The organism is Pseudomonas sp. AL03 (assembly GCF_029960815.1).
Taxonomy (GTDB): Bacteria; Pseudomonadota; Gammaproteobacteria; order Pseudomonadales; family Pseudomonadaceae; genus Aquipseudomonas.
The window spans coordinates 63,051-81,168 of record NZ_JASBRE010000003.1 but is presented as its reverse complement, the minus strand read 5'-3'; the positions used below and the strand labels follow the sequence as shown (position 1 = coordinate 81,168).

Below are 18,118 nucleotides of genomic sequence, written 5' to 3'. Positions count from 1 at the left end.
CCGAGTCCTCGACATGGAAGTGTGCTGGGTTCGTTTCACAGCGCATTGCAAAATCTCCTGTGAATTTTTTGAGGGTGATAAGGAGCTTGGCTGATGGCATTAGTAAGTAAGGCAGCACAACACAGAGCAAAATCAAAACGATGGTCAGCCCTAAGCGTGCTGATGCTGCCAGTACTACTGGTGACCGTGGACAATACGGTGCTTGGATTCGCGTTACCCAAGATTGCCGAGGCCCTGCGTCCGAGCGCTAGTCAGCAGTTATGGATGATCGATGCCTATTCGCTGGTATTGGCGGGATTGCTGGTGTCGATGGGCAGTCTGGGCGATCGAATCGGTCATCGTAAGTTGTTACTGGCTGGGTCTTTGGGTTTTGTCATTGTGTCGGTGCTGACCGCCTACTCCGATACGGCTACACAACTGATTGCCGGGCGAGCTTGCATGGGGATTTTCGGTGCGATGCTGATGCCCTCAACGTTGGCATTGATACGTTCGGTATTTGTGGATCGAGAAGAACGGAGAGTCGCTGTCGCGATCTGGGCAACAACGCTGACGGTAGGATCGGCACTCGGTCCTTTGGTCGGTGGGGTTTTGCTGGAATTTTTCAGCTGGGAGGCGATTTTCCTGTTGGCAATACCCGTATTGGTGCCGTTATTGGTATTGGGACCGGTGTTGTTGCCCGAGTCCGAGCAAGACTGTTCAGGACCATTGGATCCGCTCAGTATCTTGGAATCGATGGTTGCCCTCAGTGCCATCGTTTACGGCATTAAACACAGCGCCAGTAATGGTGTTGACGGGTTGGCACTGACAGCATTTGTAATCGGCATGGTTGCTGGGTGGATGTTTGTGCGTCGGCAGTTACGTCTGCCTGTGCCGCTGATGGATCTGAGTCTGTTCCGAAGTGGCACCTTCAGCGGCTCAGTGCTGATCAATCTGATGAGCCTCGCGTTCCTCGTCGGCTTTGTATTCTTCACCACTCAGTTCTTACAGATCGTCCTTCAGATGTCGCCCTTGAGGGCTAGCTTGGCGTTAGTACCTGGTCAGATCATGGCGATCGTAGTGGGAATGGCAGTCGTGCCTGTGGCACGTCGAGTACAGGTGCATGTGCTGGTGCCGATTCTGATGGCGTTTGTTGGGGCGGCGTTTTTGTTGGTCGCCAGCATCGGCAGCAGCCTGTTCGTTCTGGTGGTGGCTTTTGCCTTGCTGAACATTGGCGTGGGCGCGATCGCGACGGTATCCAACGACGTGATTTTGTCCGCCGCACCGCCCGAAAAGGCGGGCGCGGCGTCGGCCATTAGTGAGACAGCCTATGAAGTGGGTGTGGTTTTGGGGACGACAGTGCTCGGTGGTCTCGTCACTGCCTACTATCGCGGTGCATTGCAGCTTCCGGGTTTTTTGAGCGAGGTGCAGACGATGCTGGCGAGTGAGACGCTATCCGGTGCTAATTATGTGGCGGTGCAGTTGTCGGGAGATCAAGCACGTGCGCTGATGACGCAGGCGGGGAGTGCATTCGAGGGTGGAATTAATTTGGTTTCGTGGGTGACGTTCGGCTTGGCACTCATGGCGATTTTAATTGCCTGGCGCGCTTTGCGGACACCGAAGACGGAACTTGCTGAAGGGCAGTGATCGAGAACGAACGTCGGGCCGTTTATCACACGGCCCGACTGTTTCAGCGCTCAGCTCAGCTCAGCTCGGATCAGCTCAGGCATTGCGCGCCGGCTTTGGCAACTTGTGCGTCCTGCTCGGCTTTGACACCGGATACACCGACCGCGCCGATCACCTGGCCGTCGACCATGATGGGCACGCCACCTTCCAGCGAGGTCAGTAATGGCGCCGACAAAAAGGCGTGGCGGCCGCCATTGACCATCTCTTCATAGCCTTTGGATTCGCGCCGACCGAGGGCCGAGGTGCGGGCCTTTTCGGTGGCGATGTAGGCGCCAATCGGAGCGCAACCGTCGAGGCGTTCGAGGGCCAGGGGGTGGCCGCCGTCATCGACAATCACGATGGTTACCGCCCATTGGTTGTTCTGCGCTTCGGTGCGTGCAGCCGCGAGGATTTGGCTGACTTCGGTCTGGCTCAGTACGGCTTTGCTTTTCATGGCAATTCTCCAGTGCTCGGTTATGGCAAGGCGGCTTCGACCAGTTCGATCCAGTGCCTGACAGGGGTTCGGCCCGCACCATCGAGGTGGGACTGACAGCCAATATTGGCCGTGACAATGACTTCGGGATGTCCGCTTTCCAGCGCATTGAGCTTGTTGTCGCGCAGTTGCCGGGACAGTTCGGGTTGGGTCAGCGAATAGGTGCCCGCCGAGCCGCAGCACAGGTGCCCGTCGGGGACCGACGTGAGGTTGAAGCCCAGACTCGTCAGAATCGCCTCAACCGCGCCACCCAGTTTCTGTGCGTGCTGCAACGTGCAGGGGCAATGGAACGCCAGGCGCTGGTCGCTATGGATGCCGAGCTGTTCCAGCGGTTCGTCGCGCAGCACTTCAATCAGATCCTTGGCGAGCGCGCTGACCGTTCTAGCCTTTTCGGCATAGGCCGGATCGGTGCTGAGCAGGTGACCGTAGTCTTTGATGAAAGCGCCGCAACCGCTGGCGGTTTGCACGATGGCCTCGGCACCTTTTTCAATGCTCGGCCACCACGCATCGATATTGCGGCGGGCGCGATCAAGGCCGGCCGCCTGAGCGTCGAGGTGATAATCCACGGCACCACAGCATCCGGCTTCATGGGTCGCGGTGACGCTGATCCCCAGTCGATCCAGGACTCGGGCGGCGGCCGCGTTGGTATTGGGCGACAGACTCGGTTGCACACAGCCTTCGAGCATCAGCACCTGCCGGGCGTGGCGAGTGGTCGGGCGCGGCTTGGCTGGATAGACACGGCGGGGTAACTTTATTTTCAAGGTGTTGGGCAACAACGCCCGGAACACCTGGCCGCTGCTGACCAGTCCTTTGAACAGCGCAGGATGGGGTACGACGCTGCGCAATCCCTCGCGCAACAACCGCTGGCCGAGTGGGCGCGGCACCGCCGCATCGACCACGGCCCGGCCGATGTCCAGCAAGTTGTGGTAGTCGACACCGGAAGGGCAGGTGGTTTCGCAATTACGGCAAGACAGGCAGCGATCCAGATGCTGTTGGGTCTTCTGCGTGACTTCGTTGCCCTCCAGGACCTGCTTGATCAGATAAATGCGGCCCCGCGGTCCATCCAACTCATCGCCCAGCAATTGATAGGTCGGGCAGGTGGCATTGCAGAAACCGCAGTGCACACAGGTGCGCAGGATGCTTTCGGCTTCTTCGGCACGGGGCAGTTGGCGTGCGCGTTCGCTCAAGGTGGTCTGCATGGGTCAAAGCTCCGCGTACAGGCGTCCGGGGTTGAAGATTCCCTGGGGATCGAGTTGTTGCTTCAAGTTCCGGTGGTAGCGCATCAGTGCGGCAGGCAACGGTTGAAACGGGCTGTCGATCAGGCCATGGCTGTAGCAGGTCACATGCCCGCCGACTTCTTCCACGATCGAGCGAATGAACGTTGCGTCTGCGTCGGTTTTGAGCCAGCGCTGTGCACCGCCCCAATCGATCAGCTGACGGCCAGGCAGGGAAAGTCGAGGCGTGTTGTGAGGAACGGACAGGCGCCAAAGTGCCTGGTCCTCATCGAAGAAGCTCAATCGATGCTCGTTGAGATCAACCCAATACGAGGAGTTCAGCAACTCGCCGCCCAGTCGCTCATGAGCTGCAGCCACCGAGCCTTCGCCACCCTCAAGTCGCAGGTGCAGGCACTGCCCATCGTGGCACGCGGCGCTGATCGGCAGCGGTTGTTGCCCCCATTCTGCGAGGCGAAGCAAGGCGCGATCACTGTCCATTTCCAGGCTGATGCTTAAGGCTTGACGCGGCTTGGGCAGGACCTTGAGCGAGACTTCGGTCACCACGCCAAGCGAGCCGTAGCTGCCGGCCATCAAGCGCGACAGGTCGTAGCCGGCAACGTTTTTCATGACTTCGCCACCGAAGCGTAAATGCTTGCCATGACCAGTGATGACGCGTGTCCCAAGGACGAAGTCCCTGACGGACCCCGACCAGGGACGCCTTGGTCCCGACAACCCGCTGGCGATCATGCCGCCGACCGTGGCGCCGTCGCCGAAGGAGGGCGGTTCGCAAGGCAGCATCTGCTGCGCTGCATCCAACACCTCAGCAAGCTCTGTCAACGGCGTGCCGCAGCGGGCGGTGATCACCAGTTCGGTCGGGTCGTAGCTGACGATGCCTCGGTGGCTACGCGTGTCGAGGACTTCGCCCGCCACGATGCGCCCAAGAAACGCCTTGCTGTTGGAACCTTGAATGCGCAACGGCGTGGCGTTTTGCAGCGCCTGGTTGACCTGCTCGAGCAGCGCGCCGCTGTCGTCGAGATCGTGTTCACTGCGCATCAGAAACGCTCCAGTTCAGGGAAGGGCATCTGTCCCAAATGAACGTGCATGGCGCCAAACTCGGCGCAGCGGTGCAGCGTCGGAATGTTCTTGCCAGGGTTGAGCAAACCACTTGGATCGAAGGCGGCTTTGACGGCATGGAACAGGGTCAGCTCATCGCTATTGAACTGCGCACACATCTGATTGATCTTCTCCCGGCCCACGCCGTGCTCACCGGTAATGCTGCCGCCGACCTTCACGCACAATTCGAGGATCTTGCCGCCCAGAGCTTCGGCGCGATCAAGTTCGCCCGGTTGATTGGCATCGAACAGAATCAGGGGGTGCATGTTGCCGTCACCGGCGTGGAAAACGTTGGCCACCCGCAGGTCGTATTCGGCGGACAACGCGGCAATCGCCTGCAGCACTCCGGGCAGCTCGCGGCGCGGAATTGTCCCGTCCATGCAGTAATAATCCGGTGAGAGGCGGCCCACCGCCGGAAAGGCATTCTTGCGTCCGGCCCAGAAACGCACGCGTTCGGCTTCATCGCGGGCCTGGCGCACTTCGGTGGCGCCGGCCTGTTCCAGCACTTGGCGCACGCGATCGCAGTCATCATGAACGTCGGCTTCAACGCCATCGAGTTCGCACAGTAGGATGGCTTCGGCGTCGACCGGATAGCCGGCGTGGATGAAGTCTTCGGCGGCGCGAATGGCCAGGTTGTCCATCATTTCCAGGCCGCCGGGGATGATGCCGGCGGCAATAATGTCACCCACCGCGCGACCGGCCTTCTCGACGGAATCGAACGCCGCCAGCAGCACTTTGGCGGTCTGGGGCTTGGGCAGCAGTTTGACCGTGACCTCGGTGATGACACCGAGCATGCCTTCGGAACCCGTGAACAATGCCAGCAGATCGAAGCCCGGAGAGTCGAGCGCCTGCGAACCCAGGCTCAGGTGTTCGCCGTCGACAGTCAGGATGTCAACCTTGAGCAGGTTGTGCACGGTCAGCCCGTACTTCAGGCAATGCACGCCACCAGCATTTTCGGCCACGTTGCCGCCAATAGAGCAGGCGATCTGGGAGGAGGGGTCCGGCGCGTAGTACAAGCCAAACGGCGCTGCTGCCTGGGAAATCGCCAGGTTGCGTACCCCCGGCTGAACCCGAGCCGTGCGGGCTGCGGGGTCGATGTGCAGAATATTATTGAAGCGCGCCATCACCAGCAGCACGCCTTTTTCCAGCGGCAATGCGCCCCCGGACAAACCGGTGCCGGCACCGCGGGCGACCACCGCGACATGCCGCTCATGGCAGAGCCGAAGCACGCCTTGTACCTCATCGATGTGGCGCGGCAGTACCACCAGCATGGGTGTGGTGCGGTAAGCAGAAAGTCCGTCGCATTCGTACGGTTTGAGCTCTTCCTGTTGGTGCAGGACTTCCAGATCCGGCCACTGCGTGTGCAGCGCCTGCAGCAAGGCAGCTCTGTCGACATCAGGCAGGACGCCGTCGACGCGTTCATCGTAGAGAATGTTCATAGTCGGTTGACGACCCTCAGTTGTTTTTATTGGAGGTCTGTGTCCGGTTACCACTGACTTGCATCATTGGCTTGGGGCGTTCTACTGTCTATGTGTTGTTGGCGGGTCGAACCAGTTTGCTGCGCGACAGCGCGGCGTCGAAGACGGGGCGGGGCCTCCCTCACCACACAGTGAAACATTGCCGCCATGCCCCGGCGATGACCCGGGCATGGCTGACAGGTTTGCGTCAATCAATGCCCGCCCACAACCATACTGCTGAACGGCGCCACATACGCCTGCAACGTCACCAGGCCACCGACCAGAATGGCCAGGATGATCGAGTGGAAAAACACATAGCGCAGGATTTCCCCTTCATGGCCGTACCAGCGCGTGGCGGTGGACGCCACCACGATCGACTGGGCATCGACCATCTTGCCCATGACCCCGCCAGAACTGTTGGCCGCGGCCATCAGCACCGGGCTAATCCCCAACTGCTCGGCGGTCACCCGTTGCAAGCCGCCGAACAGCACGTTTGACGCCGTATCCGAGCCGGTCAAGGCCACGCCGAGCCAGCCGAGCAGGGTGCCGAACATGGGGTAGAAGATGCCCGTTGCGGCGAAGGCCAGGCCCATGGTGGCGTCCAGGCCTGAATAGCGGGTGAGGAAACCCAGGGCGAGCATCGCGACGATGGTGATCAGCGAGTAACGCACGACCCAGATCGTTCGCAGGTACTGGTGGATAAGTTGCGGGATGGAATAGCCCATCAGCAGCCCGCCGAGAATCGCCGCCAGCAGGATGCCGCTACCGGTGCTGGTGAGCCAGGTGAACTTGTAGACCGCTTCCTCGGTTTTTGGTGTGGGCACCACGGGCGGGACCTTCTCGATCTGCTGGTGAATAGTCGTGAACGTCAACACCGGGGCGAAGATCGGGTTCGCTTCGCGCATCGGTTTGCCTTGAGGATCAAGCTTGGCCGAGTTAGTGGCCGGATCAATCGCCGGGCGGGTATCGAACATGTTTTTGAAGCCCTGGGTGCCCCAGGCGAAAACGAACACCGTGAGGATGATCCACGGCATCCACGCGCGCATCACCGCAGGTTTGGCATCGCTGGCAAAGGTCGCGCTGGCGACGGGTTTTTCGTCATGCTCTTCGGCTATTTTGGAGTTGTCGACGCGCCCGGACAGCGCGGCGGAGGTATGCACGGTGGCCGGCTTCCAGACCCTGAGGAAACCGGTCAGGCAGGCCATGGAAATCAGCGCGGCGATCACGTCCACCAGCATCGGCCCGTGGTAGTTGGACACCACGAATTGCGGTACGGCAAAACTGACCCCCGCCACCAGAATCGCCGGCCAGATTTCCAGCATCTTGCGCCATCCGGCGAAGGCCCAGATCAACCAGAACGGCACGATCACCGAGAAGAACGGCAATTGCCGGCCGACCATCATCGACAGTTCCATTTCATCCAGCCCGGTCACCTTGGCCAAGGTGATGATCGGCGTACCCAGCGCGCCGAACGCCACAGGCGCGGTGTTGGCGATCAATGCCAGGCCAGACGCGGCCAGAGGCGAGAAGCCCAGCCCGATCAGAATCGCCCCGGTCACCGCCACTGGCGTGCCGAAACCAGCGGCGCCTTCGAAGAAAGCACCGAAGCAGAAAGCAATCAGCAACAATTGCAGGCGTCGATCGTCGGTGATGCGCGCCAGGGAATCCTGCAGCACCTTGAACGAGCCGTTCTCGGTCGTCAGCCGATGCAGGAATATGATGTTGAGCACAATCCAGCCAATGGGCAGCAAGCCGTTGGCGGCGCCGTAAAGGGCGGCCGAGCCGGCCATGTTCGCCGGCATGCCGAAAGCGAAAATCGCGATCACCAGCGCCGAGGCCAGGGCCATCAATGCCGCCAGATGCGCCTTGATATGGAAAAACGCAAGGGCTGCCAGCATTACCACGACCGGCACTGCTGCCATGAGGGTTGAAAGTATCGGGTTGCCGAACGGATCGTAGATTTGCTGCCAGACCATGTTCCACCTCTGCTTTTTATTGTTAGGCGTGCAGACCCCGTGGGGACGGTGGCTTCTAGTATAGGTGGCATTACGCCGCTGTCCTGGCAGGCCTTTTAGTGGGCCGCACTGAGCTAACATGGCCCATAGGTAAATGCGCTACTCGGACTTAAACGAGAGGAATGCAGCAATGACTGAACGTCATATGGTCCACAAGGAAACGCTGTCGAACGGATGCAAGATAGAGGTCAAAGCCGAGATATTGAGGGACGGCTCGCTGGAAATGTTCATCGGTGTGTACCGGCCGGACGGCACGGCTATTTTTGAGGATCACGATCCAAAACCGCATCTGCTGGACATGGAGGCTGCCTTTGACTGGGGGATCGAAAAGGCAAAGACCCTCGGCAACAGTCAAAAAACGCTGTAGAGCCCGGTTTTGGACACCCTCATGAAGAAGACGACACCCACCATGAAGAAAGAGCAGGTCGGTGCAAAGGAAGAAGAGGGGGGAGATTCGGCCTCTCAGCGGATAGACGCGAGAATCAAGGCGCTGGGAGATTGGCGGGGCGAGACGCTCGCTCGGGTCCGAACGCTCATCCAGCCGGCTGACCCCGACGTGGTCGAGGAATGGAAGTGGCGGGGGGTTCCAGTGTGGTCGCACGCCGGCATCATCTGCACCGGTGAGACGTACAAGCAGGTCGTGAAGCTGACGTTTGCCAAGGGCGCCTCGCTGGAAGACCCTTCAGGGCTCTTCAACGCCAGTCTCGACGGCAACACCCGACGTGCCATTGATTTGCATGAGGGCGACACGCTTGATGAGAAAGCCTTGAAGGCGCTCATTCTCGCCGCCGTCGCGCTCCACACCTCGACACGAGCGGCCTCTCGCACCCAATCGGCTGAATAAGCGGCCCTGCGAAACCCTGACGAGATGACCGCTATCGATGTCTCTCGTCATGAGCTTGTGAAAGGCGTTGTCGTATAACAATGCCCAATCACCAATCGTCCATACCCTGCGCTTAATGCCCTTAACAGGCGGTCATTGTTGAGACGAACGGCTATTTTTCAGATTGACAGCCTAGGAGTTAACTCGATATAAAAGGTACAGTTGTACGACGACAGACAATTGTCGACGATTAAACCCTAAAAATAAAAAAGAGTATCGGCCCCATCATGAATTCAACTCGCCTGCACGCCTCCCTGAATGCCCCTTCTTATGGCTCGACCTTGACTGCTTGCCCATCCCCGCAGTCTTGCGCGTTACATAAGGCTGTTTCGCCAAACGCCTGATAGCACTTGCTATACGTCCAACTCCGGTCGCTGAGCATTGATTGCCCATTTTCGAGCCTAATCCAATAATAAAGTGATGCTATGAATCTGAACGAGCCCATCAACCCGCAACGCATCGGCCAGGCCGTCGGCAAGTACCGCTGGACTATCTGTGCGTTGCTGTTTTTTGCCACCACCGTCAATTACCTGGACCGCCAGGTACTGAGTTTGTTGGCGCCGGATCTATCGACGCAATTTGGCTGGAGCAATACCGATTACGCCAACATCGCTTCTGTTTTTCAGTTTGTGTACGCGATTTCCATGCTGTTCGCCGGCCGTGTGGTCGACAGGATCGGCACCAAGACCGCCTTTGTGTTGGCCATCGGCATCTGGTCGACCGGCGCAATAATGCACGCCTTTGCGGTGCCGATGGGTGAGGGGATCGGCGCCATATCCAGCGCGCTCGGCATTGCCGTCATCCCGGTCTCGATCGCAGGCTTCATGCTGTCGCGCGCCGTGCTGGCGATAGGCGAAGCGGGTAACTTTCCGATCGCAATCAAGGCCACCGCCGAATATTTTCCGAAGAAGGAACGTTCCTTTGCCACCGGTATTTTCAACTCCGGTGCCAATGTGGGCGCGATCCTGGCGCCGATCTGCGTACCGCTGATCGCCGGCCTGTGGGGCTGGGAAGCGGCTTTCATCGTGGTCGGTATGTTGGGCTTCGTTTGGCTGGGCGTATGGATTGCGCTGTACGAAAAGCCGGAGGAGCAAAAACGCCTGTCGGCGCAGGAACTGGCCTACATCCGCAGTGATCAGGGCGCGCAGGCGCTCACCCGCACAGACTCGGGTGCCGCTGCCAAAAAAGTATCGTGGTTCAAGTTGCTGACCTACCGCCAGACCTGGGCCTTTGCCTTTGGCAAATTCATGACCGACGGCGTGTGGTGGTTCTTCCTGTTCTGGCTGCCGACCTATCTGTCAGCGCAATACGGCATGAAGGGCCAGGCCATCGTGTTGCCGCTGGCCGTGTTGTACAGCATGACCATGGTGGGCAGCATCGGCGGCGGCTGGTTCCCCAGCTATTTCATGGCACGCGGCGACGCGCCGTATGACGGCCGTATGAAAGCCATGCTGGTGATCGCCTTCTTCCCGCTGCTGGTGTTACTGGCGCAGCCATTGGGTTACCTCAGTTTCTGGGTACCGGTGCTGCTGATCGGCGTGGGCGCATCCGCGCACCAGGCGTGGTCGTGCAATATCTTCAATACCGTGTCCGACATGTTTCCGCAAAAAACCATCGCTTCGGTGGTCGGTATTGGTGGTTTGGCAGGCGGCTTGGGCGGCGTAGTGATGACCAAGACCGGCGGTTGGGTGATCGACCATTACAAACTGATTGGCGATATTCATACCGGCTACATGATCATGTTTGCCATCTGTGCGGTGGCCTATCTGGTGGCGTGGAGCGTGATGAAGACGCTGGTGCCACGCCATAAGGAAATCACCGATCTGTAAACGGCTGGCGCTCGGCATTTGACCCACAGAGGTGCGTCACTGGCGATAGCATCTTTCAATCCTGCCACGCTTCCCTCAGGGCAAAATCGTTCTAAAAAAGCCCACCTTGCGCTTCGGACTTTGTACTACTCTTGAAGTTGTAGGTGAAGACGCAGACTGATGCGCAAGCGGATGGCGAGGAAACGTGGGGCGCGTTCCGAAGGGTACACGGTTAGAAAGATCTCCGCGCTGAGATCCAGCCCTTATGCCGTGTGAAGCAGGACAGCACAAAACTGTTCTGTGGGAGTCCTGATAAACCTTGTAAGCCGGAGACCAGCACCGGCCACCTACTCGATTTCCAAGCCCGCCTTGTGCGGGCTTTTTCGTGTGCGCAGGATTCGTTTGTATCGGAACGTATCCAGCGCGGCTGCAGCTAACTTCGCATACAAATCCAGGGCATTGGCGACACATGCGCGATACACGGCGGCCTCTGAATAGAGCCACCGCATCCGCGGCAACCTGCGCGCAACTTTCCGCGCACTCATTGGAGAAATGCCATGTCCCGTCTCAATCACCGTATCTCCGCTGGCATGCTCGGCGTCGCCGTTGCCGCGGCACTCACTGCCTTCGCGGGCCTCGCTCAAGCTCAAGAGGCGCCTCCGGTAAAAAGCTGGCAGGCGGGTCTTCACCGCACCGATCTGCTGCGCCAGGATCTCGACGTCGCCGGGCGTGAAGTGATTCAGGTTCGCGTTGATTTCGAGCCGGGTGTGGTATCCCCTAAGCATTCTCATCCGGGGGTGGAAGTGGCCTACGTCATTGAGGGCACGTTTGAATATCAGCTCGAGGGGCGGCCACCGATAACGCTCAAGGCTGGCGATTCCTTGTACATCCCCGCCGGTACTGCGCACGTCGCGAAGAATATCGGCGCGAACAAAGCGTCGGAGCTGGCGACGTACATTGTGAAGAAAGACACGCCACTGGTCGTACTGGAAAAATAATCGCCGTGTCGGGTTACCGGCGGTTATGACGCGTTGCCAACGCGCGGCTTCCCAGCGCGATGGCCAGTGCGACAGCGACCAACACCAGCGCCACGGCGAAGGTGATTCGCATACCGCTGGCAACCGCTTCGGGTTGCGCTGTTGCAATGTCGACAGCGGCCGATGCGAGCGCGAACACCGCGCCCAAGGCGGACGCACCCGTGATCAGCCCCAGATTGCGCGACAGGTTGAGCATGCCGGAAATGACGCCCCGTTGGTCTGGCTGAACATCCGCCATGACCGCCGTGTTGTTGGCTGTCTGGAACAGCGCATAGCCGAGAGTGATCACGACCATGGGTAAGAGGTAGCCACCGATGCCGAATGTCTCCGGCAGCACCGATAGCGTGAAGCAGCCGGTCGCCATGGCCGCGAGCCCGACGAGGGTCATGCGTCGGGCGCCAAAGCGGTCGGCAATACGGCCTGCGGGCACACCCGTCAGTGCCGCGACAAACGGCCCGACCGACAAGACCAGCCCCACCAGAACGGCATCGAGGCCGAGTCCCTGCACGAGATAGAAGGGCCCGACCACGAGCGTCGCCATCATTACTGTCGCAACGAGCAGGCTCATGGCGAGGCTGCCACTGAGCACCGGATCACGGAATATCGCCAGTCGAATCAACGGCGAAGTGACGCGGGCCTCGGCGAACACAAAGAGGCCGACGCCGACGCCCGCCGCCAACAGCAAAGCGATGTTGATCAGGCCGAAACTGCCTCGCCCAAGGGTCATGGCCAGCGCATAAGCGGCGAGTGTCAACGCCAGCAGCAGTGTGCCCAGCGGGTCGAAGCCGGCACGATCGGTCTTGGGTTTCTGGCGATCGGCGGGCAAATAGCGATGTGCGAGCACCCACGTCAGCAAGCCCAGCGGTACGGTGATGAGGAAGATCGCCCGCCAGCCGAACCCGCCGATCAGCAGGCCACCGAGCGACGGCCCCATCGCGGTGCCTATCGCTGACATCGTCCCGAGCAACCCCATGGCGCTGCCGGTCTTTGCCTTCGCTACCGTCTCGCCGACAAAGGCCATGGTCAGGGCCATCATGATTGCCGCACCGAGTCCCTGCAGCGCCCGGGCACCAATCAGCATCCAAAGCGAGAGCGCAAAGCCGCACAACGCCGACGCCAGCGTGAACACGCCGATGCCGGCCAAGAGCAGCCTTCGACGGCCCGTTATGTCACCGAGCCGACCGACGCTGACGATCAGGGTGGTGATGGCGAGAAGGTACGCGAGGACGATCCACTGCACTTCCTGAAAGGAGGCGTTGAACACCTGGGCCAAGGTCGGCAAACCGACATTGGCGATACTGGTGCCCAGCGAGGACAGCAGCATCGACAGCGAAAGACTGGCCAACACCCACCGAACGGACGGTGTCTGTTGCGCTTGCTCTGCGACTGCACTGATTGATTTCATTCTGTCCCTCATTTCTGGCCACTCCCGAAGCGGAGCTATCAGAAATCTACGCTTCGGCCTAACATGGCGGAAGGCGCACCATTTGCACTTAAGTCGTGCGTTCAACGCCATATCACTCTGCCGCGGGGCGATGCATGTCCACTCCCGATTTCAACTTGCTGATCACCCTTGATGTGCTGCTCGCCGAAGGCAGCGTGGCGCGCGCCGCCAAACGCTTGCGGCTGAGCCCGTCGGCGATGAGTCGGGCACTGGCGCGATTGCGTGAAACCACCGGCGATCCGCTGTTGGTCAGGGCCGGAAGAGGTCTGGTTCCCACCCCGCGAGCGCTGGAACTGCGCGAGCGGGTCAGTCAACTGGTGCAGGACGCCGAAGCGGTCCTTCGGCCTGCCGAGCAACCCGATCTCAAACAGCTGAGCCGCACGTTTACGCTGCGCACCAGTGAAGGCTTTGTCGAGAATTTTGGCGCGGACCTGATTGCGCGCGTCGCCGAGCAAGCCCCAGGCGCGCGGCTGCGCTTCATGCACAAACCCGACAAAGACAGCACGTCACTGCGCGACGGGACGGTCGATCTGGAAACGGGTGTGGTGGGGATGGCCGCTGGTCCGGAGTTGCGCACGCAGGGCTTGTTTCGGGACCGTTTTATTGGCGTTGTGCGAAGGGGACATCCACTCAGCCAGGGCGAGATAACCCCTGCGCGTTATGCGGCGGGCAGCCACATCAGTGTCTCTCGGCGCGGGCTCGACAAGGGGCCCATTGATGAGGCCCTTGAGCCCCTGGAGCTGGAGCGGCAGATTGCAACAATCGTCGCAGGCTTCTCCACTGCGCTGGCACTCGCCCGGGCCACCGACCTGATCGCCAGCGTTCCCGAACGGCACACCGCCAACCTGCGCACCGGCATGCACAGCTTTGCGCTGCCACTGTCTCTGCCGGCGTTCACCGTCGCCATGCTTTGGCATCCGCGGCTGGACGCTGATCCGGTGCATCGCTGGTTGCGCAGCTGCCTTCGGGATGTTTGTGCTGATTAAAAAGTTGTCAGATTTGAGCGAATGTTCATTAATGAAACACTGCATGTTTCACTCGTGTAACTGTTCAGTTTCGTTGTTTTGTTATTGTTATATGGATTGGCGAATTTGATATAAAAACCCAGTGAACCTATTAATTTGATAGCGGTCTTGGCTGCGTCCAGCGCTGTCCATACTGGTACTTAAAAAGTAGTGAGCGTAGTGGTAATGGTTTAATTGATAATTGCGTGTAAGTGTTTGAAATATTAACAATTATTACTTTTTATAGTCATGGATTCCGGTCTTATTGAAGCGCAGTGTCTAAAGACAGAATACGAATAAGTTAATGACAAAATAGTGGCGTTCGGCCTATCAAAAAATAACTTCACAATAATGTTGGCGCTTTTCTGACGCGGTGGTAGTGTTTGTAACTCCTTTTAACCGCGCTTGTCTGTCCGCAGAGGCCGTGCGACATGCCGACTCCAACTCCACGGATTGCGATAATCGGTAATAAAGTTCCAAGCTTGAATCTTCCTGAGCTTGAACACTTCGCCGACTTGGGCAGCTTGTTGGCTGCACCCGCATTTGATGTCTTGCTGCTGGACCTGCCAGCGGCTTATTCCGGGCGGGTGCTTCGAAAGTTGCGCTCGATTCCCCCTTATCGCTACACCCTCATTTTTTGTTGCCGTGATCAGAATGACTGGTGTGAAGCCTTGGGTGACGGTGAGTGCCCTGTCGAATCCAGCGAAATAAAAACCCTCTGGGGGGTATGGCAAGAACGCTACCGGCTGTTCAATCAGGGCTCCGCCCCCGAGCGTTTTGAAAGTCGGGTGCTTTCCTGGTTGTGGTTGCGCGACAACTCCCACGTCTATGCCCTGCGAGACCCGGAGGTGCCTCAGCATTATCGCTATCCTTTGCTGGACGCCCTGGCTGATAACGAGCAAGTCAATTCGTTTGTCTGGCTCAGTTTGATGGTGCAGCAGGACTGGCTGGAAGAGGGGGTTCTGGTCGATCGTGTTCGCCTCTGTTCGGACTGTGGTTCGGGCCGGCTCAATTACATTGATGTGTGTGCCGAATGTCAGGCGCTGGACATTTCACGGCAGCCTTCATTGCACTGCTTTACCTGTGGGCACGTGGGGCCACAGGAATCCTTTCTCAAAGACGGGGTGTTGTTGTGCCCCAACTGCTTGAACCGGCTGCGCCATATCGGCAGTGATTACGACCGCCCTATGGAGAATTATCGCTGTCGGTCATGCCAGGCGTTTTTTGTCGATGCCGAAGTGCAGGCTCGCTGCCTGGACTGCGGCCTGTCACACACGCCTGACAAGTTGCGAGTACGCGAGGTCAGAGATTTCCGCCTGGCCGAGGCCGGACGTTTCCGCTGCCGCCAGGAGTTCGGCGATCAATCGGTTCATCACTTCGGTCGACTCACTCTGTTAGGCGGCAAGGATTTTTATGATCTGCTGACCTGGCAGATGCAAGTCGTGCGCCGCTATCCGTTGCCTGCCTTCTCACTGATCGGGCTGCGCTTCATCAACCTGGCCAGTACGTTGTCTCGCCTGGGCGAACACCACGGCCATGCCTTCATCGACAGTGTGGCCGATCGTTTGAAGGAAACCGTCAGGGAAACCGACCGCTGCTCTCGAAGTACGGAAGAGTACTTGTGGATCATGCTTCCACATACCGATGGCAAGGGCCTGGAAAGCGTCAAACAACGCTTGAGCCGGGTCGCCGAGTTGTTTTCAGCACCGGAGGTCAGTGACATTTCACTGCGTGTCGTCAGCATCACGGCGCCCCACGATCTTCTCGATCAGGAAGATGGCGAATTACTACTGGCCCGTCTGGCCAGTGAGTTGGTGTGAGACGCCATGAGCCCCTTAATGGAGCAACTCTTCAACGCACTCAGCGCGCTCATGGGGCCGGATGGATTGAGCCGATTGTTTTTCATGCTTTTCCCCTTGTTTCTGATCTTTGAATTGCCCCTCATGATCATGGTGCTGCTGGGTGTATTGCGCTGGTTTACGCGTCGACGCACTCGTATACCGAAGATCAGCGTCTATCGCCCCAAGGTCTCTTGCATCATTACCTGCTACAGCGAAGGGATGGATGTTCAGACCACACTGCTAAGCCTGTGCGAGCAGACGTACCCCGGCCACATCGAGATGATTCCGGTGGTGGACGGGGCCACGGTGAATCAGCCGACGCTGAGCGCCGTTCGCAGTTTTAAGGTGGACCCGCAGTTGTACCCCAGGCGTCATTTGCGCCCGATCGCCAAATGGCAGCGGGGCGGGCGGGTGTCGTCATTGAACGCAGGGCTGTCGCTTGCCAGCGGTGACATCGTGATGGCGCTTGATGGTGACACGTCCTTCGACAACAACATGGTCAGCTCCATCGTGCGCCATTTCGAGGACCCGTCGGTGCCTGCGGTCGCCGGTAGCCTGCGTGTGCGCAATGTCTGGGGTTCCTGGGTCACCGCGATGCAGGCGCTGGAATACCTGTTATCCATCCACATGTCGAAAATCGGTCTGGCCGAATGGAACCTGGTCAACAACGTCTCGGGGGCTTTCGGGGCATTCCGCCGCAGCTTTCTGGTGAAAATCGGTGGCTGGAACACGCACACCGCAGAGGATCTGGACCTGACGTTGCGCATCAAAAGTTACTTCAAGCGACATGACTTGAGGATTCCCTTCGAGCCGGAAGCGATTGGTCACACCGATGCACCGTCGACGCTTAGTCAGTTTCTGATGCAGCGATTGCGCTGGGATGGCGACCTGTTTTTTCTGTACGTCAGAAAGCACAACCACAACATTAACCCGAACTTATTGGGCTGGCCGACCTTTCTGATGATCCTGCTCAGCGGCTTCTTTTTTCAGCTGGTGCTGCCGTTCATCATCTTCAGCTACACCTTGCTGGCGTTATTTATTCTGCCGGGCAAGACGCTGTTGTTTCTGTTTGCACTGATCTACGCGCTGTACCTGATGATCACCACACTGTTGTTCGGCGCCCTGTTGTTGATGGTGTCCGACCGACCTCGAAAGGACATGATCCTGGGGTTGTTGGTGCCTTTCTTTCCGCTGTTCATGCTATTTCTGCGGTGCTGGAGCGCAGTGGCCATGCTCAACGAGATATTTCGTCGGGGCCATGAAGAAACCTCCATGGCGCCGTGGTGGGTGCTTAAACGAGCCACGAGGTTTTGATATGCGATCGATACTTCTGCTCCTGACGCTGTCGTTGCCAACGACAATAATGGCCGCACAACCACTGCCGCTTCAGGCGCCGGGGGTGCAGTCGAGCCAATGGTCCCAGGCCAGTTATGTCTGGGACAGCGAAGCATTGCTCGATCCCGATCAGCGTAAAGCGGAGCTTGAGCAACTGCGTAAAGCCGGGATGGACAAGATCTACCTTGGTCTCAAGGCCGCCCAGTTGAAAGACCTTGTCACGACGCGCCAACGGCTGGAGCAATTGCTGCAGGATGCGGCCGGCGAGGGCGTGCAGGTCAGCCTGTTGCTCGGCGATCCGGCCTGGATCGAGCCGCAGGAACGCCATCAGCTCACCGATTTATTGGCGAAGCTGAAGGGGGTTTCATTCGCGAGCCTGCACCTGGACCTGGAAGTCGAGCAGCTGGGCGTACCGGTCCCGGATCAGCGTTTGAAGGACTTGCTCGACACCTTGCGCGCGGCCTCCGCAGCGAGCCCCTGGCCGGTAGAGATTTCCAGCCATCATCGCTGGTTCGCCGAGGCAAAACCCGGAAAAACCTGTCTGCCGTGCGCGCTGCCCGACGCGGGCGTGCGTCAGGTCAGCCTGATGATCTACACCCGTAACCCGAAAAACAGCGCACGAATGGCAGAGCAGATCGCTCAACGCTGGCCCGATCTGCAGTTTCGCCTGGCGCAAAGCACCGAGCCGCAATTGGATGCCACGGAATCCTGGGCCGGCGCGTCGACTGAGCAGTTGCAGCACCAGACCCGTGCCTGGCGCGAACAGCTGCAACCACGAGGAATTGCCGGCATTGACTGGCAAGCCTGGCGAGACTTTCCAAAACGGTGAGCCG

Annotated in this window: 15 protein-coding genes; 9 read left to right on the top strand and 6 right to left on the bottom strand. The window is 59.0% G+C overall.

The annotated features are described in order from the left end of the window. Window positions 1–93 precede the first annotated feature (93 nt). Entirely contained in the window at window positions 94–1,623 is a 1,530-nt protein-coding gene (locus QK293_RS04475; RefSeq protein WP_282375868.1) for an MFS transporter, read from the top strand. 70 nt (window positions 1,624–1,693) lie between these two features. On the opposite strand, the gene QK293_RS04470 is transcribed toward QK293_RS04475, so the two are convergent. The 5 genes from QK293_RS04470 to QK293_RS04450 form a co-directional block, all read right to left on the bottom strand. Beyond that, a complete protein-coding gene (locus tag QK293_RS04470; RefSeq protein WP_282375867.1) occupies window positions 1,694–2,095 on the bottom strand; it encodes a heme-binding protein in 402 nt (133 codons plus the stop codon). Window positions 2,096–2,115: 20 nt separating this feature from the next. Beyond that, window positions 2,116–3,333 carry a glycolate oxidase subunit GlcF gene (gene glcF / locus QK293_RS04465; RefSeq protein ID WP_282375866.1) on the bottom strand — a complete coding sequence of 406 codons (1,218 nt, stop codon included), beginning with the start codon at window positions 3,331–3,333 and terminating at the stop codon, window positions 2,116–2,118. A gap of 3 nt (window positions 3,334–3,336) precedes the next feature. Beyond that, window positions 3,337–4,401: a glycolate oxidase subunit GlcE gene (gene glcE / locus QK293_RS04460; protein WP_282375865.1), complete on the bottom strand. Its 1,065-nt coding sequence runs from the start codon at window positions 4,399–4,401 to the stop codon at window positions 3,337–3,339. Then, window positions 4,401–5,900 carry a glycolate oxidase subunit GlcD gene (glcD, locus tag QK293_RS04455; RefSeq protein ID WP_282375864.1) on the bottom strand — a complete coding sequence of 500 codons (1,500 nt, stop codon included), beginning with the start codon at window positions 5,898–5,900 and terminating at the stop codon, window positions 4,401–4,403. The genes glcE and glcD overlap by 1 nt, the downstream gene beginning before the upstream one ends. 230 nt (window positions 5,901–6,130) lie before the next feature. Continuing rightward, window positions 6,131–7,894, bottom strand: a complete 1,764-nt coding sequence (locus tag QK293_RS04450; RefSeq protein WP_282375863.1) for an L-lactate permease — start codon at window positions 7,892–7,894, stop codon at window positions 6,131–6,133. A 169-nt stretch (window positions 7,895–8,063) separates the two neighbouring features. On the opposite strand from QK293_RS04450, the gene QK293_RS04445 reads away from it, so the two are divergent. From QK293_RS04445 to QK293_RS04430, 4 genes are all read left to right on the top strand, one after another. Further along, a complete protein-coding gene (locus tag QK293_RS04445) occupies window positions 8,064–8,300 on the top strand; it encodes a hypothetical protein (protein ID WP_282375862.1) in 237 nt (78 codons plus the stop codon). Between the two features lie 42 nt (window positions 8,301–8,342). Beyond that, window positions 8,343–8,777 carry a DUF1801 domain-containing protein gene (locus QK293_RS04440; RefSeq protein ID WP_282376081.1) on the top strand — a complete coding sequence of 145 codons (435 nt, stop codon included), beginning with the start codon at window positions 8,343–8,345 and terminating at the stop codon, window positions 8,775–8,777. A gap of 464 nt (window positions 8,778–9,241) precedes the next feature. Continuing rightward, window positions 9,242–10,645, top strand: coding sequence for an MFS transporter (locus QK293_RS04435; RefSeq protein WP_282375861.1), 1,404 nt, complete (start codon window positions 9,242–9,244; stop codon window positions 10,643–10,645). A 536-nt stretch (window positions 10,646–11,181) separates the two neighbouring features. Further along, complete coding sequence (locus QK293_RS04430) at window positions 11,182–11,622, top strand: cupin domain-containing protein (protein WP_282375859.1); 441 nt, start codon at window positions 11,182–11,184, stop codon at window positions 11,620–11,622. Between the two features lie 13 nt (window positions 11,623–11,635). Here QK293_RS04430 and QK293_RS04425 read toward each other — a convergent pair whose 3' ends face one another. Next, window positions 11,636–13,066 carry an MFS transporter gene (locus tag QK293_RS04425; RefSeq protein ID WP_282375857.1) on the bottom strand — a complete coding sequence of 477 codons (1,431 nt, stop codon included), beginning with the start codon at window positions 13,064–13,066 and terminating at the stop codon, window positions 11,636–11,638. 134 nt (window positions 13,067–13,200) lie between these two features. On the opposite strand from QK293_RS04425, the gene QK293_RS04420 reads away from it, so the two are divergent. From QK293_RS04420 to QK293_RS04405, 4 genes are all read left to right on the top strand, one after another. Next, window positions 13,201–14,091, top strand: a complete 891-nt coding sequence (locus QK293_RS04420; protein WP_282375855.1) for a LysR family transcriptional regulator — start codon at window positions 13,201–13,203, stop codon at window positions 14,089–14,091. A gap of 449 nt (window positions 14,092–14,540) precedes the next feature. Beyond that, entirely contained in the window at window positions 14,541–15,929 is a 1,389-nt protein-coding gene (locus tag QK293_RS04415; RefSeq protein ID WP_282375854.1) for a diguanylate cyclase, read from the top strand. Between the two features lie 6 nt (window positions 15,930–15,935). Further along, window positions 15,936–17,264 (top strand): glycosyltransferase, encoded by a 1,329-nt coding sequence (locus tag QK293_RS04410; RefSeq protein WP_282375852.1) that lies wholly within the window; start codon window positions 15,936–15,938, stop codon window positions 17,262–17,264. Between the two features lies 1 nt (window position 17,265). Further along, the gene (locus tag QK293_RS04405) at window positions 17,266–18,114 is read left to right on the top strand and encodes a hypothetical protein (RefSeq protein WP_282375851.1); all 849 of its coding nucleotides are present in this window, start codon (window positions 17,266–17,268) and stop codon (window positions 18,112–18,114) included. Window positions 18,115–18,118 lie beyond the last annotated feature (4 nt).